The sequence below is a fragment of the Mucilaginibacter glaciei genome (assembly GCF_014773245.1).
Classification (GTDB): domain Bacteria; phylum Bacteroidota; class Bacteroidia; order Sphingobacteriales; family Sphingobacteriaceae; genus Mucilaginibacter; species Mucilaginibacter glaciei.
In genome coordinates this window covers 1-23,715 of record NZ_JACWMX010000001.1, presented here as the reverse complement: position 1 = coordinate 23,715, position 23,715 = coordinate 1, and the positions used below count along the sequence as shown (strand labels likewise).

The window sequence follows — 23,715 nt, the reverse complement described above, 5'->3', positions numbered from 1 at the left end:
GTTAGGTTTAATTAAGGTTTTATTTTACGGTAAGTATATAGCTTACCATTGTTTTAGCATCGGCTAATGATAACTGCGGGTGAGCTGTCATTGGTACATTACCCCAGTTGCCGCTGCCGCCAGAAATTACTTTTTTAGCTAAGGTTTCTACATCGGCTGCGGTGTATTTTTTAGCGATGTCTACCAACGCAGGGCCAATTACCTTGCTCTTCTCATTGTGGCAGGTATTGCAATCGCTTGCTGCCATTAATGCTGCGCCTTTGGCTGATGAGCTACCGGCATTGCTATCAGTACCTATTTTATTTGCTGCGGTATCGTTAGCTGCGTTAGTTTCTGAAGTTACAGCAGTTTTATTGCTTGCTGATGTACTATCGGCATTGCCACCTTCAGCCTCGCCTGGTTTGCTGCCGCCGCACGCTGCAATGGTTAATGCTATACCTAAAATGATAAATATCTTTCTCATGATGTTCGTTTGTTTTATATTCCTAATAGTGATTTGTTAAATGAATCGTCGGATCCTGACGCTGCAAAATCATCAAAGGCACGCTCGGTAACCCTGATGATATGATCCTTAATAAATGGCGCTCCCTCGCGGGCCCCGTCTTCGGGATGCTTTAATGCGCATTCCCATTCCAATACCGCCCAGCCTTTGTAATCATATTGGGTTAGCTTGCTAAATACCGCCTTAAAATCTACCTGCCCGTCGCCTAATGAACGGAAACGCCCGGCCCGGTCAATCCAGTCTGAATAGCCGCCGTAAACGCCCTGCCTGCCGGTAGGGTTAAATTCCGCATCCTTTACGTGGAACATTTTGATGCGTTCGTGATAAATGTCAATGTACTCCAGGTAATCCATCGCCTGCAATACAAAGTGCGACGGATCATATAACAAGCAAGCACGCTTATGGTTGTTAACTTTGCTTAAAAATCTTTCAAAGCTTACGCCGTCATGCAGGTCTTCACCCGGATGGATCTCGTAGCAAAGGTCGATACCGCATTCTTCGTAAACGTCAAGGATAGGCAGCCAGCGTTTGGCTAATTCATCAAAAGCGGCATCAACCAACCCTGCGGGGCGTTGTGGCCAGGGGTAAACCATGTGCCATATTAACGCACCACTAAATGTAACGCTTGCGGTTAAACCTAAGTTTTGTGAGGCCTTAGCCGCGTATTTTAATTGGTTAATTGCCCATTCCGTCCGGGCGGTTGGGTTATTTTTTACCTGCTCTGGCGCAAAGGCATCAAACAAGGTATCATAAGCCGGATTAACGGCAACTAATTGCCCCTGTAAATGTGTCGACAGTTCGGTTATTTCTAACCCGGCTGCATTCACAATTCCCTTAATCTCGTTGGCATAAGCCTGGCTTTCGGCAGCCTTTTGCAGATCGATAAAACGCAGATCGTTCGTGGGTAACTGTACGCCTTTGTAACCTAAACCGGCTGCCCATTCGCAGATAGATTCAAGGCTGTTAAAGGGCGCCTGGTCACCTATAAATTGCGCTAAAAATATAGCGGGTCCTTTAATGGTTGTCATGCCTTAGATGGTGTATTTGGTCCATTTTTCGTCGCTGGCATTTGAAGCCACAACGTTATTTATAAATGCCATGCCCCTGATACCATCATCAATAGACGGGAAATCCAGCCATTCCGGCTTTGGCTCAGTACCTTCTATCTTGGCGCTTAAGGCTAATGCAAAGTTGCGGTACAGGTTACCAAAGGCTTCTAAGTAACCTTCGGGATGGCCACCGGGTGTACGGCAGTTTGATGTAGCGTAGCTGGATAACCTATCGGCATAGTTGCTGCCTGCGCGTAAAGTTTCGGCAGGTTTGTCTATCCATTTAACGGTTAAAGTGTTAGGCTCCATTTGTGCCCACTCCAAACTACCCTCCGATCCATACACACGGATCTTTAAAGCGTTCTCTTCGCCTGCTGCCACCTGCGATGCTATCAATGTACCGGTAGCGCCTTCTTCAAAGCGTAGCAAAACAGCGCCGTCATCATCCAGCATGCGGCCGTCAACGACAATATTTAATGAAGCGTTCAGCTCTGTAATTTTCAATCCTGATATGTATTCAGCCAAATGTGCAGCGTGGGTGCCTATATCGCCCATGCAACCGCTCTTGCCCGATTTTTTAGGATCGGTACGCCAGGCAGCGCCCGCATTGCCTTCGCGCTCGCTTAATCGGCTTAACCAACCCTGGATATATTCTACATAGATTTTCCTAACCTTGCCTAATTTACCGCTCTTCACTAATTGCTTAGCTTCTTTTACCATCGGGTAACCTGCGTAAGTATGGGTAAGTAATAACATCAGGCCGGTTTCTTCAACCTTGGCCTTTAGCTGTTGCGCTTCCTCTAAAGTAAAGGTTACCGGTTTTTCAACAACCACGTTAAAACCATTCTCTAAAGCCTGCATTGCCGGGGCAAAGTGAGCGAAGTTCGGTGTAACTATAGTAACAAAATCCATCCGTTCATCAGCCGGCTTCCGGGCTTCGGCCGTAAACATTTCGTCGTAAGTGTTATAGATCCGGGTGGGATCAAGGAAAAGTATTTTGCCGCTTTCCTGCGCTACATCGGCATGCATGCTTAGGGCACCGCAAACCAATTCAATTTGGCCGTCCATGTTGGCAGCAATACGGTGTATAGCGCCAATAAAGGCATCTTTACCGCCACCAATCATGCCCATGCGCAATTTTCTGTTACTCATATAATATAGATAAACTTTTAAAGCCCGTAACTAATTAGCAACGAGATTTTAAAAGTATAAAATTTAGATTAAAAACTAAAGCCTTTCTGCCCGGTGGGCAGAAAGGCTTGTTTAATTTATCACGAAAGTGCCCAGGCCTTATCACCCTTTTTGTAGGGGTAATTACCATCGTATTTGCCCGGTACGGGCAAATAACGCAGTGCCTTGGTCGCCCCTACTTCTGATGTAAAGAAACCTAAAGTGGTCAGTTGCTTCATCATGGTAAAGTAATGGTTAGGCACATCAGGCGCCTTGTAGTTTTTATCATCCTTATGCTTCAGCTTGTCGGCTGTGGCATCAGCACCTCGTTTGGTAGCGTAATCCTTAGCTTCTTTATCCAACCCGGTTAAAAGTTCGGTACGCTGTTTTGCATCAGCCTCCATGAATTTTTTGCCGAACTTTTTATTGCAGGCTTCGTCCAGTTTACCCACACCTTCTTTGAAAACCTTTTGGTCGGCTTCGGTGTAGCAATCCCTTACCATCACGGCCATAAAACCACCAACGTTTGCTGCTTTAGCACCTGGGGTTTTGGTTTCCGGCAAAATGGTTTCACCCACTTCGTTTAAAAAGGCAATGGTATCTTTTGAGAAAAGGTCGTCAGTATTAACTGAACTACCCGGCTTACAGCCCGAGATAAAGAACTCGGCACCGATGATGGTTCCTCCTAAAAGCAAACCCACCCTGCCTAACGCGTCTCTTCTGTTCATTTTTTTATCAATTATTGAATTAATGATTTTATTAAATTATCGATCTTAAGCTTTCAACTCAAAACCCGGGCGGTACTCACGTTTGATGTATTGGTTAACATCATCAAAGTTGGTCACCTTCATCTGGTTGTTATCCCACAGCAATTTGATCTGGCCGCCCTTTAGCTCATGACCGCGAACTGCTAAATTAGCCATTAGCAATGCCTCGGTAAGCGGGCCTGCCTTTTCGAAAGACGAACTTAACTCCGTTTTACCATAACCTGCCAAACAACCTTCAACCCATTGCGCATAGTGGCCATTTGCACCACCCGGTACACGCGCCCATTTCTGCGGTGCTTTAGCGGTTTTGGTGCGCTCGGTTGGTAACAACGTTGGCGCATCTGAATAGGTACTTGAGTACATTTTACCCTTTGTACCGATGAATAAAGTACCGTTACCTGCTTCGCCGCCAAATTTTTCACTTGGTAATAATTCAATCGGGCGTTCGGGTTGGATACCACCATCCATCCAGTGTAACGTAACATCACCTTTGGTTTTGTTAGTTTTAGGGAATGTCATGGTGATATGGCTTGACGGAGGGCAGCTTTCAGGGAAGTGGCCTTGTTTAAACTCATCTACATATACACTGCCTACGCTGGCCTGTACATCTTTCACATACTGTATACCTAACACACGGAAAGGTGCTTCCACCAGGTGGCAGCCCATATCGCCCAGGGCGCCGGTTCCGTAATCCCACCATCCTCGCCAGTTAAACGGCACTAATTTATCTACATAATCCTTTTTAGGTGCTGTACCTAACCACAGGTCCCAATCCAATTCTTTTGGAATGTTCTGTTGGGGCTCGGGCCATTTAATGCCTTGCGGCCAAACCGGTCGATTTGTCCAGCAGTAAACGGTGTGTACATCACCAATTAAATCGGCGTCATACCACTCAGATAATAAACGGGTACCATCGTTAGATGAGCCCTGGTTACCCATTTGGGTTACCACCTTATATTTCTTAGCAGCTTCTGTTAATAAACGCGCTTCCCAGATATCGTGCGTCATTGGTTTTTGCACGTAAACGTGCTTGCCCAACTGCATTGCATGGTAAGTGATGATGGCGTGGTTATGATCGGGCGTGGAGATAGAAACGGCATCAAAGTTTTTGTGCTCTTTGTCGTACATCTCGCGCCAGTCTTTATAATACTTAGCTTTAGGGAATGCTGCGCGCGATTTTGCGGCACGGCGGTCATCAACATCACATAAAAATGCGATGTTTGCTTTACCACTTTTAGCAAAGTTAGCAATATCGCTTTCGCCTTTGCCGCCCGCACCTACACCCGCAACATTCAGCATATCGCTTGGTGCGCGATAACCTTTACCGCCTAATACAAAACGGGGTACAATCATGAACCCGGCCGCAGCAAGCGACGTGGTCTTGATAAAATCCCGCCTGGAGGGCTGGACTATTTCCGGAGAATCTTTCTTTTCAGTCATTGTGGTAGTGTGTCAATACTGTTATTAAATATTTCCTTTTTTCAATTCTGTAACTGCATAGTCTGCCGCACGCGCGGTAAGTGCCATGTAAGTAAGTGACGGGTTCTGGCAGGCTGACGAAGCCATTGCCGCGCCATCCGTAACAAATACGTTCTTGGCATCCCAAACCTGGTTCCACTCGTTCAATACAGATGACTTTGGATCGCGGCCCATACGAGCTGTACCCATTTCATGGATGCCACGGCCTAAAACCGGATCGGTAGTATATGCGTTCACATCCTTAACGCCTGCAGCTTCCAACATTTCCTTGGCATCGTTCATCATATCGATACGCATCTTATGCTCGTTCTCCTTACACTCAACATCAAACGCGAGAATAGGAAGGCCCCATTTATCTTTTTTGGTTTTATCCAAAGTGATCTTGTTTTCGTGGTAAGGCAATGTTTCGCCGAAACCGCCCATACCAAACGTCCATGTACCCGGTTCTGATAGCGTGTCTTTAAACTCGCCACCGATCGCCAGCTCCGCAATATCACGGCTCCAGCCGCTTCGGCTGCCGCCACCCTGGTAACCAAACCCGCGGATGTAATCGCGTTTTTCGCCGTTAAGGTTACGGTAACGTGGTATGTAGATACCGTTTGCACGGCGCCCAAATGTATATTTATCTTCAAAACCTTCTATACGGCCGCCTGCACCTACACCTAAGTGGTGGTCCATCACGTTGTGGCCCAGTTCGCCGCTGCTGCTGCCCAAGCCGCCTTCCCATACGTCGGTAGCGGAATTCATTAACACCCAGGCACTGTTTAATGCTGATGCGTTAACGAAAACGATCTTTGCGAAGTACTCATACGTTTTGTTAGTTTCTGCATCTAATATTTCAACACCTTTAGCCTTCTTGGTATCCTTATCGTAAATAATTTTAGTTACGATAGAGAACGGGCGAACGGTTAAGTTACCCGTAGCCATTGCAGCCGGCAAAGTTGCCGACTGGGTACTGAAGTACGCACCAAACGGACAGCCTAACCAGCATTTGTTGCGATACTGGCAGTTGGTACGGTTATTATGTGGTACGGTGATATTAGCAGTACGGCCAATAATAAAGTGGCGCGCCTCGTTATAGTGCTCTTTAAAACGTTTTTGAACATCTTTTTCAACCACGTTCATATCCATCGCCGGCATAAAATCACCATCCGGAAGGATAGGTACGCCATCGCGATTACCGGATATACCTGCAAATTGCTCGGCATGGCTATACCACTTAGCCAAATCTTTATAACGGATAGGCCAGTCGGTACCGATACCATCTTTGGCATTCGCTTCAAAATCGGTATCGTGCCAGCGGTATGATTGCCTGCCCCACATTAATGAACGGCCACCCATGTGGTAACCCCTAAACCAGTCGAAACGTTTAATTTCGGTGTAAGGGCTTTCTTTTTCATTGGTCCAGTAATCCAGATTGGTTTCATTCAAAGGATAATCACGCTTTAAAACCGGATAATCCTCTATCATTTTCTGCGTACGACCGCCCCTGTGCGGGAATTCCCACGGGCCTTTATTCGCGTTCACGTAACCCTTAATGTGCTCGATATCTTTACCGCGCTCTAACATTATGGTTTTTAAGCCTTTCTCGGTCAGTTCTTTTGCAGCCCAGCCCCCTGAGATACCTGAACCAATGACGATGGCGTCATAAGTGTTTGTAGACATATTAGTATAGCGTTAATAAAATTTTTTAGTAATTGGTTGTCCCGTTAAATGTAGGAATTAAATTTATTTTCTAAATATATTTCATTGTGTTTTTTAAACACATTCTTATTCTTAAACGTTCTGTTTCTTCTTCTCGCCAATGTAATGGTCAACCGCGCGGGCGGTTAGTGCCATGTAAGTAAGGGATGGGTTTTGGCATGAGGTAGATGTCATGCAGGCTCCGTCAGTTACATAAACATTTTTACAAGCATGCAGGCGGTTCCATTTATCCAGCATAGATGTTTTAGGGTCGTTACCCATACGTACGCCGCCCATTTCATGGATATCCAATCCCGGGTTGCGCGGATCAACCTGCGTTTTGATATTTTTGAAACCGGCCGTAGTGAACATCTCTGTCATCTGCTCAAAATAGTCGTCGCGCATTTTTTTATCGTTATCGTCATAATCAACAGAGATTTTTAGCTGTGGAACGCCGAACGGATCTTTTAACGATTTATCCAGCTTAACATAGCTGCTTTCTTTAGGGATGGTTTCGCCCATCATGTGCGATCCTACATGCCAGGCGCTCAAATCATCTTTTACCAAATTCTTTTTAAGTTCCTCGCCGATGCCGTCCTGGCTGGTTTCCCGCCAGCGGTAAGCGCTAAAACCAGCCGCATAGCCACGTAAAAAATTGGTTTCCTGCTTATATACGTTACGGAAACGCGGAATATATCCGCCACCTGCGGGGTTGCGCCCATCAGTTGTCCATTCTTTAGCACCATCATATTCTGCACCTATACGTGCCGAATAGTTGTGGAACGCTATATATTTACCCAGCACACCGCTATCATTACCCAAACCGGTAGGGAAGCGGTTTGATGTCGAATTAAGCAGCACCAGGTTGGTATTTAACGCCGCCGCATTTACAAAAATAACATCGGCATAATATTCGATAGCTTCTTTGGTGTTAGCGTCAATAACGCGTACGCCGGTTGCCTTGCCCAGTTTTTCATCATAAATTATAGACTCTACAACCGAATGTGGCCTTAAAGTAACATGGCCCGATCTTAGAGCCCAAGGTATAGTTGATGCATTAGCACTAAAGTAGCCACCGAACGGGCAGCCGCGCTGGCAAAGCGTACGTTTCTGGCATTGCCCGCGGCCCTGATCCAGATGGATCTGGTTGGGTTGTGATAAATGGGCGCAACGTGCGCTGATTACGTGCCTGTTTTGATATTTGCTTTTAACGTGTTTGCTAAAATAAGTTTCTACAGCATTTAAAGGGAAGGCGGGTAAAAATTCACCATCTGGTAATTCGGCTATGCCATCTTTATTACCGGATATTCCTGCAAATTTTTCTACATAACTATACCAGGGTGCAACATCTTTATAACGGACAGGCCAGTCAACCGCAAAACCATCGCGGGCAGGGCCTTCATAATCAAAATCACTCCAGCGCTGGGTTTGGCGTGCCCACATTAATGATTTACCGCCGGTTTGGTAACCACGGATCCAGTCGAAAGGTTTATCCTGAACATACGGATGCTCTGCATCTTTCACAAAAAAGTGCATCGCATCTTCGCCAAACGCATAGCAACGGTTTACAATGGGGTTTGCTTCCTGGATCTTTGCCGGTACCACCCCATGATGCGGAAATTCCCACGGGTTCAAATTGGTGGTAGGATAATCCTTTAGATGCTTAACATCGCGGCCGCGCTCTAAAACTAAAGTTTTAAGGCCTTTATCACCAAACTCTTTAGCAGCCCAGCCCCCGCTCATACCCGATCCAATTACAATGGCATCAAAGGTGCGGTCTTTTACACTATCTATATTTAAAAATGCCATGGTTATACTGCTGCTGTTTTTTTAACGGGGAACATAGCGTTGTACCGGCCCGGTACAAGCTCATAAACGATTTGCTTAGTCATGAAATATTGCGATGTGGTGTAACCAAATATGGTTTGCCCTTTTACCATTTGGTAAAAACTGTTCAGCTTAGGCGCATCCTTTGGTTTATCTTTTTTATCAACGGCATTTTTAGCCATTGCGGCCTGTTCATCCTTCGTTTGCTTTTCTAAGGCGGTTACAAAGGCGGTGCGCTCGGTAACAGTACATTCGTTAAAAGATTTACTGTACTTTTTATTGACCGCATCATCAAAATCCTTTAAGCCGCCCATAAAGTTTTCCTGCTGCTCTTTATTGGTGCAATCATCAAGCATCTTAAAAATAAACAGATTTATACCCAATTCATTAGCGCCCGGGGTGCTGGTTTTTGGCAATATAGTTTCTGCAAGGTTACTTACCAGGTTTTCCTGGTCGGCATCAATCTTGAGCGTTTTAAGTTCAACTACCGGCTTGCCCTTTTTATCGTTTAGGCATGACGGCAACACAGCCACACTGCCCAAAATGAGGGCCATGTTTCTGATCGCGATCCGCCTGTTCATATTTAAATTCACTTATGCGGGAATTATTGGTTTATAATAAATGCCGGGCACGGTTAACTAAACCCGATATTTGATTTGGAAAATGAAAGATAAGGTTAAACTATTAATAACCCCACTTTTTCATGGTTTGTAAGTCTATTTTTACACAATCTAAAGAGTCGGCCCCCTGGTATGACTCATGCTCGATGATCAATGACGTGATGCCCTGTTGTTTAGCAAGCTTTAAGATGTCTTTCACCGGTACGAGCCCCTTACCCAAATAAGTACTTTCGAAACCGGTACCTACCTCGCCTTTTTCTTGGCTTTTTATTTCATCCTTAACGTGCAGCGATTCAAACCTGCCCGGATATTTCTTCATATAATCCAGCGCAGTCATATTGCCTTGCAGGTACATATTTCCAATATCCAATTGCTGTATCACCAGTTTAGGGTCGGTGTTATCCAATATATACTCGTATAAAACTTTGTCGCCAACTTTAGTTACAAATTCAAACTCGTGCGTATGGTAACCGAATTTCATGCCCGATTTTTGGCAAAGCTCGCCGCATTTATTAAACTGATCCATAAACTTCTTCAGCTCTTCGGGGTTGCTGCGGATGCTGTCTTCCATCCAGGGGCTAATCACAAACTTTTGCCCCATGGTGGCGGCATCGTCAATGGTGTATTTCCATTTGTCGGTAAAATCACCTTTAGCGCTATCCCAGTCTTTAGTAGTCATTACAGTATGACCGCTTGGCATCACCAAACCTAAACCGCCCAGTAATTTTTTAAACTCGGGCGCGGTATATCCGTAAAATTTACGATCGATATAATTAGCATGCTCCACGTAAATGTAACCCATATCAGCCAGTTTTTTCAAAGTACCTGCCGGGTCGGTTTTCATGTGATCGCGTACGGAATAGAGTTGCAGGCCCACCCTTTGAATTTTGGGAGCCGCAAATAAATCATTGGGCATGATTGCCGCGGCCGATACCGCTACGGCGCTGGTTTTGAGAAAGTTTCTGCGAGATGCGTTCATATTATGGAGATTTAGTTTTTTGCTTTGGGGAACATGGAGAATAATAAGTCGGAGTTGCTGACGAAGGCAATATGTTTGCTATCGGGCGACCATGAAGGCGTGTTGATGGTACCCTGCCCGCCGTATAAATAGGCCACAACCTTAATAGGGCCGCCACCTACCGGCATGGTACGGATATAAACGTGTTTATAAAAAGGGTGATCGCCGGGTTTGACTTCATTTTTTAGGAACGTGATGAAGACGATAGATTTGCCATCGGGCGATACATGGGGAAACCAGTTATTAAAATCATCATTGGTTACTTGTATTTGATTACTGCCGTCTGCATCCATCCGCCAAACCTGCATCAGGCCGCTGCGTACCGAGTTAAAGTAAATGTATTTGCCGTCTGGGGTATATTCCGGGCCATCATCCAGGCCGGGCGTTGTAGTAAACCGTTCTTCGGTCCCACCAACTGCGGGGATGCGGTAAATATCATACTCACCGCCACGTTCGCCGCAAAATACCAGGTACTTACCATCCGGCGACCAGCCGTGCATATAAGATGCCCCCACTCCTTTTTTGGTAACCATTTTAGCCTCGCCCCCATTCGCCGGGACAGTGTAACCTATTGACGGGCCTCCATCGCCACTGCTTATCGTCAGCATCTTACCATCAAAGGATAGCACATGGTCGTTATTATTATTTTTGGCCAGCCCCGTATTCAAAACCACGGGGGTGGCGCTTGCTATATTAAATTTATAAAGGGAGCCATCGCTGTTATAGATCAGCGATTTACCGTCTGCCATCCAGTTAGGCGCCTGCAGCGATTTTGGAGACTGATAAACTATCCGGCTGTTTTGGGTGGACATATCCAATAGTTCGATACTGCTGCCCAGGTATTGTTTATAAGTAACCAGATCTGCCGGTGCGGGCTTAACTACACGCACATTACTGAATACAGCCTTCTCCGACACATCCGGATTGTGCGAGCAAACAAAAATGCCTACATAAACTTCATCACCTAATTCAAGTTCAACTTTTTCTTCGGGGCCGAAGGTATCGCCTTTGCGGGCAGCCGCCATGGTGTAGGTTTTGCCTACCCGCTCTAACTGGATAACGCCTGCGCCGGTTAAGCTTAATTTTTGCTCGTTTGTAATTGCCCCTGTTGCTTTGCGATATTGCAAGGAAGTAAGTCCGTCGCCATGTACTACAGCGTTTATATGTGCCGAATTTCCGTCTAATGAACTGCGCACCATCAACCCAAACTTTCGGTGAAGCTCTTTACCCGTACCGATGAATTCTGCGTTTGTACGCAATAAAAAATCGCCTTTCATCTTCCTCCAAACAAAGTGAAATTCATCTTTTTCTGCCCAAATATTGGTGCCTGCGCCACTAACAGTGTATTGTTGGTTATGACTGTCATACTTAACATCACCCTTCAGTTTAGGCGATCCTACATTTGTGTTACCTTCAAAGATGCCCAAAGGAAATGTTTGGGCAAAGGCACCATTTAAAAGTACGACAGTTGTCAGCAAGACTGTAAAAGTGCAGGTCAGTTTCTTAAACATCACATCTTCAGGTTAAAAGAATAATTGGTTGTCTAAGTTAATTATTCCTTTGTAAAAATCACAGTCTAAAAATTGGTTTTAAACAAAAAAGAGAGGTGCTGTAGCACCTCTCTTTAATTCACCCGTAGTTAGCGGAATATAATAAGCGTAGTTAGTTAATTTTTACTGTTGCAAATATAGGTTTGCCGGTTAAAGGGCAATACTCGGTTTCGGGTTTCAGCGCCGGTTTCACGTATTCTTTAATGAATTGAGCTTTTGAATCTTTATAATGGCTTACCGCGCCAATCAAACTCATAAACTTAATATAATACCATGCCGTATCAACCTGGTAAGCCTTAAAGCCCGAGCGTGCACTTTTAGGGAATAAATGGTGATTGTTATGCCATTCGCCGGCTACAATACCTGGCCAAAGCTGGTTGATAGACATATCCTTGAGGTTATGGTCTACACCTTCGCGGCGTTTATCTTCGCCCTTACCATGGCCTTCATAATTAAAGGTACGCACACCAACAGCCCAAAAGCCAGCCGCGCCAAAAATAGCGCAGGCTAAACCAATTCCGCCCATCAGATAAAATGCCGTGAACCAAAATGCCCAACTGGCTAACACACCTACAATAGCGTGAAAAGGATTGGCTATAGACCCCCATTTTTTGTACTGCGCATAAGTGTTGGTAGTTACACCGGTATGTTTCATTAACGTAACACAGCGATTAAACTCGCGCTCGGTCATGTTACGGTTTACCGGCTGGTGGTTAGCATCTGCCAGGAAACAATATAAAAAGCCGCCTTGTGCGTTATAAGGATCGCCGGGGGTATCAGATAAGGCATGGTGCACGTGGTGCGATATCGCATAGATCTCTTCCGGAATGATTTTCAGGGTAAGGTTTTGAGTTACAAAGCGCCAAAAGTTATTGCGGAATTTGTAAGCACCGTGGGTGCAATACCTGTGATACCAGATGGTGCCATGGCTTCCCATTACTACCATGCTGTATAGGAATGCAATTAGCAGTAATTTAATGCTGAAATATTTAAAAACGAACAGCAAAAGGAATGGTGCAAGGGTAAATACCATTAACCAACTTACAAAAGAAAGCCAATTTTTTTTATCCTTAAAAACATTTATACGTGTTAAAAATTCTTTAAGTATCTGCTTGTTCGTAGGCTTTGATAAGTTACCATTTTCGTCCTTCCATCCGTAAGAAGGTTCTTCAAGCACATTATGAATAAATGCCATGTAGTATCGGGAGATTTAATTAATCAATTAGGTTTATTTAGCTTAGGGGACGGAATAAAGATAGGTATTCACTTTTAAATACCTTACAAAATTTTTACAAAAAATTAATTTGTCATTCTATTGTCGCCTAACTTTATCATAACGCCACAACGATCGTAATATTTCAAAAAGAGGCAAAAGAGTTTCCAAATAGTTTAAAAAACTTGCAGGCAGGTTAAAATTCATCTTAATCTCATCTCCGCTGACACGATTGTATGTATAATTTTTTTATTCCGAACCCAACGTTGATATCCAACTTGGCCCGGATATTTTGATTGCGCACAAGGGTGGTAGTTTTGGCGGTGGCGGCAGGCGTGGATTAAATTTTATAAATTTACAGCATGAGCAACGACCTCCACATTTACCGGTCAAAACAAGGCATTATCAGTTATCTGCCTATTTTAATACTGGCTATTGTAATGGCTATCAACATTTATACAGGCAAATACTTGAGTGGCATTATTGCGACCGCTGTGATCAGCATTGTAGTATTGCCTATGCTGCTAAATACAAAATACACGATAACTGGCGACGGCAAATTGTATGTTCGTTGTGGCTGGATAGTAAATATTGAAATGGATATCCAATCGATCCGTAAATTAGAAGATACGCGCAGTGTATTAAGTTCGCCTGCATTATCTTTAAACCGGATAGAAATATTTTACAACAAATTCGATTCCGTAATGGTTTCTCCTAAAAATAAAGCTGAATTTGTAACCGAATTGCAGCGCATTAAACCATCTATCGAATATAGAGTCTCTAACAAAGGCTAAAAATTATTTTATGTTGAAATACTACTACCTGCTTTTAACCGCGGTGCTTCTATCGGCAACTGCCGTGGCCCAGGAAACTATCGAAGTTAAAAACAAACTTACCAATGATGTCAACGAGGTTTTTCAGGTTAGGGCAGATGATCATGCAATCAAACGTGGCCTGTACCAGGCATTTTATAAGAAGAAAACTATCGTTGCCACCGGCATTTATGAGAGCAACAGGCGGGTAGGTATTTGGAAATTTTATAACCAGTTTGGCCAATCGATGCAGGTTTACGATTTTAACAAAAAACAACTTTTGGGCGAGGCGGCCGAAGATACCACATCAAGTTTGCACTATTATGTTGATAAGGAACTGGACAGCACCACGAGAGCGACCAAACCTGTTAAAATAGGCGGGCGTTATTATGGCTACCTCCCCTATCTAAATTTATTTACACTGCCTAAAGACCTAAGAGAATTTGATAACAACATTTTTGAAGGCGTTGTTGAGTTATTAATTAGCCCGCTTGGCCGCCTCGCCGAGTATAAAGTACATCTTACCGCAAGGAACTTTGAACGGGTTATTAAGATGAACGTACACCTACCCGATCCGGACGACACGGTATTTATACCAGCGACATTAAATGGCGAGCCTATTGCCTCGAGAGTTGTAATTCGTTGTTATGTGACACCTGCGGGCCATCTAGATTTTAATTAGTAGACGTTAAAACAGAGGTTTTAAATACAAAAAGCACGGTATCTACCGTGCTTTTTGTATTTAATGTAATGTTCTTAGTGATCCTGATGACCATCAGCACCGTGTGCGTGGCCGTGAGATAATTCTTCTGGAGTTGCCGGGCGAACATTTAGGATCTCGCCTTTAAAGTGCAATTCCTGGCCTGCCATGGGGTGGTTAAGGTCCACAATTACCGAGTCTTCCGTTACAGAAACAACCTGCCCCTGAAAACGGTTTCCGTTGTTATCCTGTAAAGGCAATACTTCTCCAATCTGAGGCACTTCTGCACCCTGGAACATATCTAAAGGTAGATTAGCAACAGCTTCTTCGTCAAATTCGCCGTAACCTTCTGCGGCGGCTATCCGGAAATCATAAGTATCGCCGGTAGATAGTGTGCTTAATTCCTGTTCAAACTTAGGTATCATTTGGCCTGCACCAAATAAAAAGGTTAAAGGCTGCTCTTGTGTTGCGCTTTCTGCCAGGCCTTCCGTTCCGTCTTCCTGCTTAACATACAGATCGTATGTTAATGATACTACGTGTTGTGGTTCAATTTTCATCTATTGATAGTTTTAACGATAAAAAACCGTATCCTGTTAATGATCAGAATAAAGCCTGTGTTGTTTAATGTATATATAAAGGAATCAGTTATTTATTTGTTTTAAAGCTTCAGCGATATTACAGGCCGGTAACCCGCAGGTACGATCGCGGCAAACAAACACCCTGGTCTCGTCAGCAAATCTTTCAGCCAGCAAAGGTAAACTTCCATTCTCACCTCCCAATATAATTTTATTAGGGGTGTAATTTTGTTCCATTTCTCTGCGGTATGTTTCGGCATTGCTCCCTGTAATGGCTATTTCATAAGTGCCAAAAACCTCTTCTAACAGCAGTATTGTCCAATTTGAATAGGCTGAACCATATTTGGCCAAATGCGATACAATGTTTCGGAGCAGTTGTGCAGAAACCTCTAAATATCCCTCATTATCAAAAAACAACCCCAATTTTCTCAGGTTACGCGCCATTACCGAATTGGACGCCGGAATAACGCCATCCATAATTTCAGATTTTCGGGCTATCAACTGCTCGTCATTATCAGCCGTGTAATAAAATATGCCGCCCTCGGCGTTGTAATAATGGGCCAGGGCATAATCGGCCAGTTTTTGTGCCTGGATGATATAGGTTTCGTTAAATGTGACTTCATATAGCGCGATAAAACCATCAATGATATTGGCATAATCGTCAAGGAAAGTCGCGACCACCCCCGCCCCGTAAACCCGTGAAAGCTTTGCTTCGTTCAATAGATTCTTTAATATAAAGTCAGAATTTTTGACAGCCAGATCTAAATATTCAGGGTTATTAAACGTTCTGTACGCTTCGCAAAGACCTTTTAGCATGAGCCCGTTCCATGATGCCAGGATCTTGTTATCCAACCCCGGTCTTACCCTTTCAGCACGAGCGGCTAATACTTTTTGGCGGGAGGCGGTAATCTTTGCAACAAGTTCTTCTACAGATAACCCTAACTGTTCTGCCAGTACGGCATCCTCCTGTTTGCGGAAGAATACGTTGGACTGTTCCTCTTCCCAGTTACCATCAGCTGTAACATTGTAATAGATGTTAAACAGGTCGGCGTCATCGCCTAAAATCTCTTCTATCTCTGCTTTGGTGAAAATATAAAACTTCCCCTCCTTACCCTCACTATCGGCATCCAGGGCCGAATAAAAGCCAAAATCGGGCGATGTGAGTTCTCTGCTAATGAAAGTGATGATCTCGCCGGCAATGGTTTTGTAAAGCGGGTCGGGGTTCCAGGTGTAAGCCTCAGCATAAAGGCTCAGCAATTGCGCATTATCATACAGCATCTTTTCAAAATGCGGCACATGCCACACGCCGTCAACCGCGTAACGGGCAAAGCCGCCGCCTATATGGTCATAAATGCCACCGAACGCCATTTTCTTTAACGTAAGTTTTACATTTTCGGCCAGTTCGGCATCTTTCATTAAATGCGCATACCGCATCAGAAATAGTGAGTTATTGGGCATCGGGAATTTGGGCGCACCGCCAAAACCACCTTCCACCGGGTCGATGTACCTGCGCCAGGTTTTCAGGATCGCCTCCAAGTCAGCCCTGGTGTATTTTGACTGCTCTTGCACAAACGCCACCGACTCATACTTTTCTATGCCTTCGGTAAGCCTTACGGCGTAATCTTCGGCTTCTTCGGGTTTGGTTTTGTAAAAATCGGCCAGGTTAAAGAGCAGGCTTGTCCAGTCGTTCTTTTTAAAATAGGTGCCACCGTAAATAGGCCTTTGATCGGGCAGGCAAATACAATTTAGCGGCCAGCCACCCCTGCCGCTCATCAGTTGGATGGCACTCATATAGATCTGGTCGACGTCAGGGCGCTCCTCCCTATCCACCTTGATACAAACAAAATACTCGTTCATTACTGCGGCAACGCTTTTATCCTCAAAACTCTCGTGTTCCATTACGTGGCACCAGTGGCAAGCCGAGTAGCCGATGCTCACCAATATCAGTTTATTTTCTGCTTTAGCCTTAGCCAGTGCTTCGGGTCCCCAGGGGTACCAGTTAACCGGGTTGTTGGCGTGCTGTAAAAGATAGGGCGACGTTGAATTAGCGAGACTGTTCATGCGGGTAGATTGCTTTGCTTAGATAAGGGGCTAAATTGTTAATTGTTTTGCCGATGTGCAAGTGGGGTAACGGATAAGATTTTTAACCACAGAGGGCATGGAGATTTGCGGTGGTGTTCCGTTCCGTTTTAAACGGAACACTGCGGAACACTTTATAAAAAACGGAACACGCAGCGGAACACCCAACTATGCGAAAAGCTTGAGTGGTGAACAGGTCACCATCATTTACTAACACAGGCCGGTAAAAGTTGAAAACTGTGTGCTCTAAATCCTTTTCCTTTCATGCTAAAACCTTAATTTCGCGGTACAAGAAAAGAGGAAAAGGATTTGGATTATTTAGAAGGGTTAAACCCCGAGCAAAAGGCTGCCGTACTGCAAACAAAGGGCCCGGTTATGATCATAGCCGGTGCGGGATCTGGCAAAACACGTGTTATTACTTTCAGGGTAGCGCACCTTATCCGCAGCGGTGTAGATTCATTTAACATACTGGTGCTTACGTTTACCAATAAAGCCGCGCGCGAAATGCGCGAACGGATCAACCACATTTGCGGCCCGGAGGCAAAAAACATCTGGATGGGTACTTTCCACTCGGTTTTTGCAAAATTGCTGCGGGTAGAGGCCGATAAAATTGGCTATCCAAGCAACTTTACCATTTACGATACCGACGATAGCAAGAGCGTGTTGCGCGCAATTTTAAAAGAGATGCAGCTGGACGATAAGCTGTACAGCGTAAACTTTGTACTTAACCGCATCTCGGCAGCTAAAAATAACCTGGTTGCCTGGACAGAATACCAGCAGAACGACCAGATCCAGGCCGACGATATATCGAGCGGGCGCCCTATGATGGGCAAGATCTACGAAACTTACGCGCAGCGTTGCTACCGCGCCGGTGCTATGGATTTTGACGATCTGTTGTTCAAGACCAACGAGCTGTTAAAACGCTATCCCGAAGTGTTGAACAAATACCAGCACCGCTTTAAATATTTAATGGTTGATGAGTATCAGGATACCAACTTTTCGCAATACCTGATCGTTAAGCGCCTTGCTGCGGTTAATGAAAATATTTGTGTGGTAGGCGATGATGCGCAAAGTATTTACGCTTTCCGTGGGGCCAATATCCAAAACATCCTGAACTTTGAAAAGGATTACCCCGATCTTAAAGTGTTTAAGCTGGAGCAAAATTATCGCTCCACCCAAAACATTGTAAACGTTGCTAACAGCGTTATTGCCAATAACAAAGAGCAGCTAAAGAAAAACGTATTTTCTGAAAAAGAATCGGGCGATAAGATCAAAGTAATGCGTGCCTTCAGCGATAACGAAGAAGGTAAATTAGTGGCCGATGCCATTATGTTTCAGCGCAGCTCTAACGGTTTAAAATGGCACGATTTTGCTATTTTGTACCGTACAAATGCACAATCGCGCTCGATGGAAGAGGCGCTGCGTAAAAACGGCATCCCGTACAAGATTTATGGCGGCCTTTCATTTTACCAGCGTAAGGAGATCAAGGACCTTATAGCCTACTTCAGGCTTACCTTTAACCCTAACGACGAGGAAGCATTGAAACGTGTTATCAATTATCCTAAACGCGGCATTGGCGATACTACGGTTGACAGGATAATTGTAGCTGCTGATAAAAATAGTATTACGCCTTTCGAGGTAATATTGGAGCCGCACCGCTACGTAGAAAAGGCCCCCGCGTCGTTAACAGCCTTCGCCGTGATGATTCAAAGTTTCCAGGTGCTTACTAAAACACTAACTGCTTATGAGGCAGCGTTGCACATTGCACAGCACTCGGGCTTGCTTAAAGATCTTTACGAAGATAAATCTGTTGAAGGCCTTAACCGTTACGAAAATATTCAGGAGCTATTGAATGGTATAAAAGAGTTTAGCGAGCGCGAAGATATCGAGGAAAAAGGCCTGGATGTTTTTATGCAGGACGTGGCCCTTTTAACTAATGATGATAAAGATAAAAACAAGGATGCCGACACGGTATCGTTGATGACCATCCACTCTTCTAAGGGGCTTGAATTCCCGCAGGTGCATATTGTGGGGCTGGAAGAAAACCTGTTCCCCTCGCAAATGTCGCTCAACTCACGCAGCGACCTGGAGGAAGAACGCCGCCTCTTTTATGTTGCTATTACCCGAGCCGAATATAAACTGACGATCAGCTACGCTACATCGCGTTTTAAATTTGGCACGCTGATAAGCTGTGAGCCCAGCCGTTTTTTAGATGAAATAGATGCCCAATATTTAGAGCTTGATTTCACAGCTAAACCGGCCCCATCCGCAGGTTCGTTTGATGATGAACGCAGTGCCTGGACACGCAAAAACGACACTTACAGCAAGCCAAAGGCCGCTACTGCACCGCCGGTAAAAACAACATCTATACTGGCAAAAGCACACATACCATCGCCCGATTTTAAGCCATCAGATACAACTAACCTGCAGGTTGGGATGCAGGTAGAGCATGAGCGTTTTGGTTTCGGGAAAGTTATTAGCTTAGAAGGAAATAAACCAGATATTAAGGCAACCATCTTTTTTAAGGAAATAGGCCAAAAACAACTGCTGTTAAAATTCGCAAAACTAAGTATTCTAAGCGGGATAGAATAAGAATTTATACCCGTACTTGTAGAACAAATTCCACGAAAAAATTTCCCCAATACTTTAACTATATGTTAATACAGCCTGTTAAGGGCATATTTAATTATGGCACTGGGTTTGGATACTCGTTTATACCCTTTTTCCAATAATTAATTATTACTATGTTCATGATGACCGAAACTATTAAGAAGAAAACCAACAAGTCTGCCGGTAAAAATATCCGCACCCTGCGCCACGAGCGTAGCTGGAGTCAGGAAGACGTCGCTAACCGCCTTGGTATTTCTATTCCCGCTTTTTCAAAAATTGAAACCGGCGTAACCGATATTAATTTATCGCGGCTGGAGCAAATTGCCAATATTTTTGAAGTTAGTGTAGTTAACCTGCTATCGTTAGAATATGTTGAAGAGCCAAGCGTGCAAGACGCCAACCTTAACATTATCCAAAAGAAACTTATCGACAGAGAATTGGAGATCACTAACCTGCAACGTAAAGTAATTTTGCTTTATGAAGAATTGCTGAGCAAAGGCAGCGTAACAGTTTAATATACTGCACACTGTTCATTAATAACAACAGGTAGTTTTGTTTACAGTGCGCCATTCTTTTTACCTTCATTTAATATTTTTAAATGAAATGAAATTTAACATGGTATTTTGCTTAAGGCTTATCGTAATGAAAAATATGCTGTAGTGTTTGCATTTGTGGTTTTATAATTGCATTAGCTTTTGTACAAAAAGTTGTACTATGTCAAACTACATGATATCGATATCGAGTGCGGACGTGACCGGTGATGGAACGATTCACGATACCCAAAGTAAGTTAAAGGTTAAAGCCTTTGATCTGTTTAAGGCGCGTTTTAAACCTTCAAGGGGCGAGGTGGCTTTTTTTGTAACCGCGGGCAAAAAAACTATCGCCTTTGAAACAGCGGGATATAAAAAACATAAACAGCTACTCATTTTACAAATGATATCCCGATATTGTGTTTATCTCGGTTTGTTAGAGGCGAAAATTCACAGCAGTATACCGGCAAGGCTGGCCAGTTAGCTATTAAAAAACTGTCTTGCTGGTATCATTAAGCATATCGCTCATTTCAATAATTTTCTGATCGATATCTGATACGCATTTATCCATCATGTTAATACATTCCTTCTCGTCAACAAGACCTTCGCGCTCCAGGTTCATCAACCCGCGCAGTGTAGCGATTGGCCCCCGTATCTGATGAGACAAGTACGATGAATACTCAGAAAGTTTCCTGTTCTTAATCTGTAAATCCTTCGTTCGTTCGTCAATAATCTCTTCCAGATGATGGTTGATCCTGTCAAGATTATCCTTCTGGCGTAATACTTCGGCGTTCAACGTGGTAAGCTGTGCATTCGTTGCAGTTTTGCGCTTTACATTGTTCATCAACAGGGCAATTACTACCAACAACAAGCCTGCAACTACGGTAACCGCCCAAAATTTTATCCGGTCGTTTTGCTGGCGCTGCAAAATGAGGTCATTCTCCCGCTGTTTAGCTTCCTGCTTGAATTGTTCCTGGATAATGTTTATCTGGGTCGATTCGTTAGAAATGTGAATGGTGCTATCCTGCCTGAAAACTATTTGAAGGTAATGTAACGCCTTTTCGTAATTCTTCCGCTTTAGCTCCAACTGGTAAGTAGTAAAATTATAATCGGATGCCAGTTTATCATCCTTTACCGCTAATGCAAACGCCTGCCCCTCTTGTATGGCGTTTTCAGCCTCGGCAAACCTGTCTTGCGCTATGTAAAGTGAGGCCAGAGTAAGATTTGTACTGGCTACAGATTTATTCATATCCTTTTCCTTGGCAGCTTTAACGGCAGTGGTAAGCAACTGTTCGGCTTTAACAAACTGATTGATACTGAAATAAATAACCCCCCGGTTTTGCAGAGCTTGAATCAGGTTAACAGAATCTTTGATGGCGGTAAAGATAGCGTTGCCCTTATCATAATAGGCCAATGCCTGGTAGTAGCTTTTTTTACGATAATATACGTTACCGATATTGAGATAAGAAGAGCCGATAAGGCCCTGGTCTGATAGTTTTTGTGCTATTTGCAGGGAGGAGTTAAGGTACTCTAAGGCTTTGCCGTAATCGCTGTCCAGGTAAAGGTTACCAATATTGTTGTTCACCTTGGCTTCGCTGCGCAGGTCGTTCAGATCACGGAATATGTTACGGGCCTTCAGATAGTCATCTATAGCCGCGCGCGACTGGTTTAAATAATAATTACCTATACCCTTTATACGATAAGATTCGCCCAAAAATTTCTTGAATTGCGGCAGATCGGGCAGTTTTTCGGCAATGGCTAAAGCTGCTGCGGCATCATCAACAGTTTGCTGTGGATCGGTATAACGATAGTCAAAACCACGGCTATATAATTTTTTCACCTCTATAGTATCCTGCCCGGCAACTCCGTCTGACTCTTTTGCGTAAACAGAAAAGGAGTAACCAGCAAACAGTAAAATTAAAAAGGTATAAAATTTAATCATCAGAACTCTATACGTTGAATTGCGGGGAAAGTTATGAAATAAATAACAACTATAAACCTTTGCTAAAAATTTGTAAAAATGAACCGAAAAAATTATTTTAAAATATTTCCTAAAAAGTAAAAAACATATTTATATTTGCAGTGTTAAATAATTGATTGTTAATAAGTTATCAACATTTTTGCGTGCGTATTATTTAATAAAATAATAATACACAAGACCAGGTGAAATTATAAACCAATGGTTACAGTTTTATCGCGAAAGCTATTAACTAATTAGTATAAAGCACATGGCAAATAATTAATTTTAATAATAAAACTTAACTTATAATATAATGAAAAAAATCTTCCTTGCCTCATTATTAGTGTTTGCAGGTATACTTACATCATGTATTCAGCGCACTCATGTTAAAAGTACAATAGACGTTATTTTACAAAGCACAATAGGTATCCGTAAGGATATAGGTACGGCAGATTAATCCATTAGATCGATCAGGTAATAAATATAATAAAATATATCATGAAAAAAATAATCATCGCAGCAGCATTAATTTTCTCTACAGGTATTTTACCATCATGTACCAAGCAAACGCCGGTACAAACTACCGCAACCCTTGAACGCAGCACAATAGCCACCAAAAAAGACGTAGGCACTGCCGATTAATTCATTCACTCAACCATTAAAAATCCGATACAAAATATTATGAAAAAGATAACTATAGCAGCAGCATTATTACTAACCACCGGCATTTTAACATCATGCAGCAAACAAGCACCGGTAAAGCCAACTGCTACTATTGAGCAAAGCACCGTATCAACCAAAAAAGATGTGGGCACTGCCGATTAATCGTCGTATCAATTTCATAAAACTTTCAACACAGATCATATAAAATATTCAAAATATAAAATCATGAAAAAGTCAATCATCGCAATCGCATTAATTTTAAGCACAGGCGCTTTATCTGCAGCAACCATTACTACCGCTAAACGCGATTCTGTTAAAAAATCATTTACCAAAAAAGATGTAGGTACTGCCGATACCAAGAAAGACGTTGGCACTGCCGACTTAAAGAAAAGCGCTGCCGGCACTAAAAAAGACGTAGGCACTGCCGACTAATCAACCCCAATAAATAAAAAATTCAATTACAAAAAGACCCCAATATATAATCATGAAAAAATCAATCATAGCAATCGCTCTTATCCTTACTACAGGTTTATCTATCAACGTTAATGCTGCTGCACCGGCTCCTAAAAAAGCACAAACTACTAAAAAAGATGTTGGCACTGCCGATACTAAAAAAGACGTAGGCACCGCTGATACTAAAAAAGATGTAGGTACTGCTGATACCAAAAAAGATGTAGGCACTGCCGATTAATAATCCCCCACTTCCGATATAAAAAATTCAATTACAAAAGGACCCAAACACATATATAATACAATCATGAAAATATCAATTATAGCAATCGCACTTATCCTTACTACAGGTTTATCTATCAACGTTAACGCTGCTGCACCTGCTCCTAAAAAAGCACAAACTACTAAGAAAGATGTTGGCACTGCCGATACTAAAAAAGACGTAGGCACCGCTGATA

24 protein-coding genes are annotated in these 23,715 nt (G+C 43.4%); 10 read left to right on the top strand and 14 right to left on the bottom strand.

Features of this window, described 5'->3' with window-relative positions:
* Window positions 1–19: 19 nt before the first annotated feature.
* The 11 genes from IDJ76_RS00125 to IDJ76_RS00075 form a co-directional block, all read right to left on the bottom strand.
* A complete protein-coding gene (locus IDJ76_RS00125; protein ID WP_191159476.1) occupies window positions 20–463 on the bottom strand; it encodes a c-type cytochrome in 444 nt (147 codons plus the stop codon).
* Between the two features lie 14 nt (window positions 464–477).
* Window positions 478–1,530 (bottom strand): sugar phosphate isomerase/epimerase family protein, encoded by a 1,053-nt coding sequence (locus tag IDJ76_RS00120; protein ID WP_191159474.1) that lies wholly within the window; start codon window positions 1,528–1,530, stop codon window positions 478–480.
* A 3-nt stretch (window positions 1,531–1,533) separates the two neighbouring features.
* Window positions 1,534–2,703, bottom strand: coding sequence for a Gfo/Idh/MocA family protein (locus IDJ76_RS00115; RefSeq protein WP_224746139.1), 1,170 nt, complete (start codon window positions 2,701–2,703; stop codon window positions 1,534–1,536).
* 119 nt (window positions 2,704–2,822) lie between these two features.
* Window positions 2,823–3,449 (bottom strand): gluconate 2-dehydrogenase subunit 3 family protein, encoded by a 627-nt coding sequence (locus IDJ76_RS00110; RefSeq protein WP_191159472.1) that lies wholly within the window; start codon window positions 3,447–3,449, stop codon window positions 2,823–2,825.
* Window positions 3,450–3,494: 45 nt separating this feature from the next.
* Window positions 3,495–4,928, bottom strand: coding sequence for a Gfo/Idh/MocA family protein (locus IDJ76_RS00105; protein ID WP_191159470.1), 1,434 nt, complete (start codon window positions 4,926–4,928; stop codon window positions 3,495–3,497).
* Between the two features lie 24 nt (window positions 4,929–4,952).
* Window positions 4,953–6,632, bottom strand: coding sequence for a GMC oxidoreductase (locus tag IDJ76_RS00100; RefSeq protein ID WP_191159468.1), 1,680 nt, complete (start codon window positions 6,630–6,632; stop codon window positions 4,953–4,955).
* 111 nt (window positions 6,633–6,743) lie between these two features.
* The gene (locus IDJ76_RS00095; RefSeq protein ID WP_191159466.1) at window positions 6,744–8,459 is read right to left on the bottom strand and encodes a GMC oxidoreductase; all 1,716 of its coding nucleotides are present in this window, start codon (window positions 8,457–8,459) and stop codon (window positions 6,744–6,746) included.
* 2 nt (window positions 8,460–8,461) lie between these two features.
* The gene (locus tag IDJ76_RS00090) at window positions 8,462–9,058 is read right to left on the bottom strand and encodes a gluconate 2-dehydrogenase subunit 3 family protein (protein WP_191159464.1); all 597 of its coding nucleotides are present in this window, start codon (window positions 9,056–9,058) and stop codon (window positions 8,462–8,464) included.
* Between the two features lie 103 nt (window positions 9,059–9,161).
* Window positions 9,162–10,076 (bottom strand): sugar phosphate isomerase/epimerase family protein, encoded by a 915-nt coding sequence (locus IDJ76_RS00085; RefSeq protein WP_191159462.1) that lies wholly within the window; start codon window positions 10,074–10,076, stop codon window positions 9,162–9,164.
* An 11-nt stretch (window positions 10,077–10,087) separates the two neighbouring features.
* Window positions 10,088–11,626 (bottom strand): TolB family protein, encoded by a 1,539-nt coding sequence (locus tag IDJ76_RS00080; protein WP_191159460.1) that lies wholly within the window; start codon window positions 11,624–11,626, stop codon window positions 10,088–10,090.
* A gap of 151 nt (window positions 11,627–11,777) precedes the next feature.
* The gene (locus IDJ76_RS00075; protein ID WP_191159458.1) at window positions 11,778–12,860 is read right to left on the bottom strand and encodes a fatty acid desaturase; all 1,083 of its coding nucleotides are present in this window, start codon (window positions 12,858–12,860) and stop codon (window positions 11,778–11,780) included.
* Window positions 12,861–13,240: 380 nt separating this feature from the next.
* On the opposite strand from IDJ76_RS00075, the gene IDJ76_RS00070 reads away from it, so the two are divergent.
* Both IDJ76_RS00070 and IDJ76_RS00065 read left to right on the top strand, forming a co-directional pair.
* Window positions 13,241–13,672 carry a PH domain-containing protein gene (locus IDJ76_RS00070; RefSeq protein WP_191159456.1) on the top strand — a complete coding sequence of 144 codons (432 nt, stop codon included), beginning with the start codon at window positions 13,241–13,243 and terminating at the stop codon, window positions 13,670–13,672.
* 10 nt (window positions 13,673–13,682) lie between these two features.
* Entirely contained in the window at window positions 13,683–14,372 is a 690-nt protein-coding gene (locus IDJ76_RS00065) for a toxin-antitoxin system YwqK family antitoxin (RefSeq protein WP_191159454.1), read from the top strand.
* 74 nt (window positions 14,373–14,446) lie between these two features.
* Here IDJ76_RS00065 and IDJ76_RS00060 read toward each other — a convergent pair whose 3' ends face one another.
* Together IDJ76_RS00060 and IDJ76_RS00055 are read right to left on the bottom strand one after the other, a co-directional pair.
* Window positions 14,447–14,947, bottom strand: coding sequence for an FKBP-type peptidyl-prolyl cis-trans isomerase (locus IDJ76_RS00060; protein ID WP_191159452.1), 501 nt, complete (start codon window positions 14,945–14,947; stop codon window positions 14,447–14,449).
* Window positions 14,948–15,031: 84 nt separating this feature from the next.
* Window positions 15,032–17,026: a thioredoxin domain-containing protein gene (locus IDJ76_RS00055; protein ID WP_191159450.1), complete on the bottom strand. Its 1,995-nt coding sequence runs from the start codon at window positions 17,024–17,026 to the stop codon at window positions 15,032–15,034.
* A gap of 327 nt (window positions 17,027–17,353) precedes the next feature.
* Between IDJ76_RS00055 and IDJ76_RS00050 the strand changes: the two genes are divergently transcribed.
* From IDJ76_RS00050 to IDJ76_RS00040, 3 genes are all read left to right on the top strand, one after another.
* Entirely contained in the window at window positions 17,354–19,636 is a 2,283-nt protein-coding gene (locus tag IDJ76_RS00050; protein WP_191159448.1) for an ATP-dependent helicase, read from the top strand.
* Between the two features lie 152 nt (window positions 19,637–19,788).
* The gene (locus IDJ76_RS00045; protein WP_224746138.1) at window positions 19,789–20,169 is read left to right on the top strand and encodes a helix-turn-helix domain-containing protein; all 381 of its coding nucleotides are present in this window, start codon (window positions 19,789–19,791) and stop codon (window positions 20,167–20,169) included.
* A 211-nt stretch (window positions 20,170–20,380) separates the two neighbouring features.
* On the top strand, window positions 20,381–20,668 hold the full coding sequence (locus IDJ76_RS00040; RefSeq protein ID WP_191159446.1) for a hypothetical protein: 288 nt from the start codon (window positions 20,381–20,383) through the stop codon (window positions 20,666–20,668).
* 3 nt (window positions 20,669–20,671) lie between these two features.
* On the opposite strand, the gene IDJ76_RS00035 is transcribed toward IDJ76_RS00040, so the two are convergent.
* On the bottom strand, window positions 20,672–22,126 hold the full coding sequence (locus IDJ76_RS00035) for a tetratricopeptide repeat protein (RefSeq protein ID WP_191159444.1): 1,455 nt from the start codon (window positions 22,124–22,126) through the stop codon (window positions 20,672–20,674).
* A gap of 331 nt (window positions 22,127–22,457) precedes the next feature.
* Between IDJ76_RS00035 and IDJ76_RS00030 the strand changes: the two genes are divergently transcribed.
* The 5 genes from IDJ76_RS00030 to IDJ76_RS00010 all read left to right on the top strand — a co-directional run bounded on the left by IDJ76_RS00030 (window position 22,458) and on the right by IDJ76_RS00010 (window position 23,498).
* A complete protein-coding gene (locus IDJ76_RS00030) occupies window positions 22,458–22,601 on the top strand; it encodes a hypothetical protein (protein WP_191159441.1) in 144 nt (47 codons plus the stop codon).
* Window positions 22,602–22,642: 41 nt separating this feature from the next.
* A complete protein-coding gene (locus IDJ76_RS00025) occupies window positions 22,643–22,786 on the top strand; it encodes a hypothetical protein (protein WP_191159439.1) in 144 nt (47 codons plus the stop codon).
* A gap of 39 nt (window positions 22,787–22,825) precedes the next feature.
* Window positions 22,826–22,969 carry a hypothetical protein gene (locus tag IDJ76_RS00020; RefSeq protein ID WP_191159437.1) on the top strand — a complete coding sequence of 48 codons (144 nt, stop codon included), beginning with the start codon at window positions 22,826–22,828 and terminating at the stop codon, window positions 22,967–22,969.
* A gap of 63 nt (window positions 22,970–23,032) precedes the next feature.
* On the top strand, window positions 23,033–23,239 hold the full coding sequence (locus IDJ76_RS00015) for a hypothetical protein (RefSeq protein ID WP_191159435.1): 207 nt from the start codon (window positions 23,033–23,035) through the stop codon (window positions 23,237–23,239).
* A gap of 52 nt (window positions 23,240–23,291) precedes the next feature.
* Window positions 23,292–23,498 carry a hypothetical protein gene (locus IDJ76_RS00010; RefSeq protein WP_191159433.1) on the top strand — a complete coding sequence of 69 codons (207 nt, stop codon included), beginning with the start codon at window positions 23,292–23,294 and terminating at the stop codon, window positions 23,496–23,498.
* Window positions 23,499–23,715 lie beyond the last annotated feature (217 nt).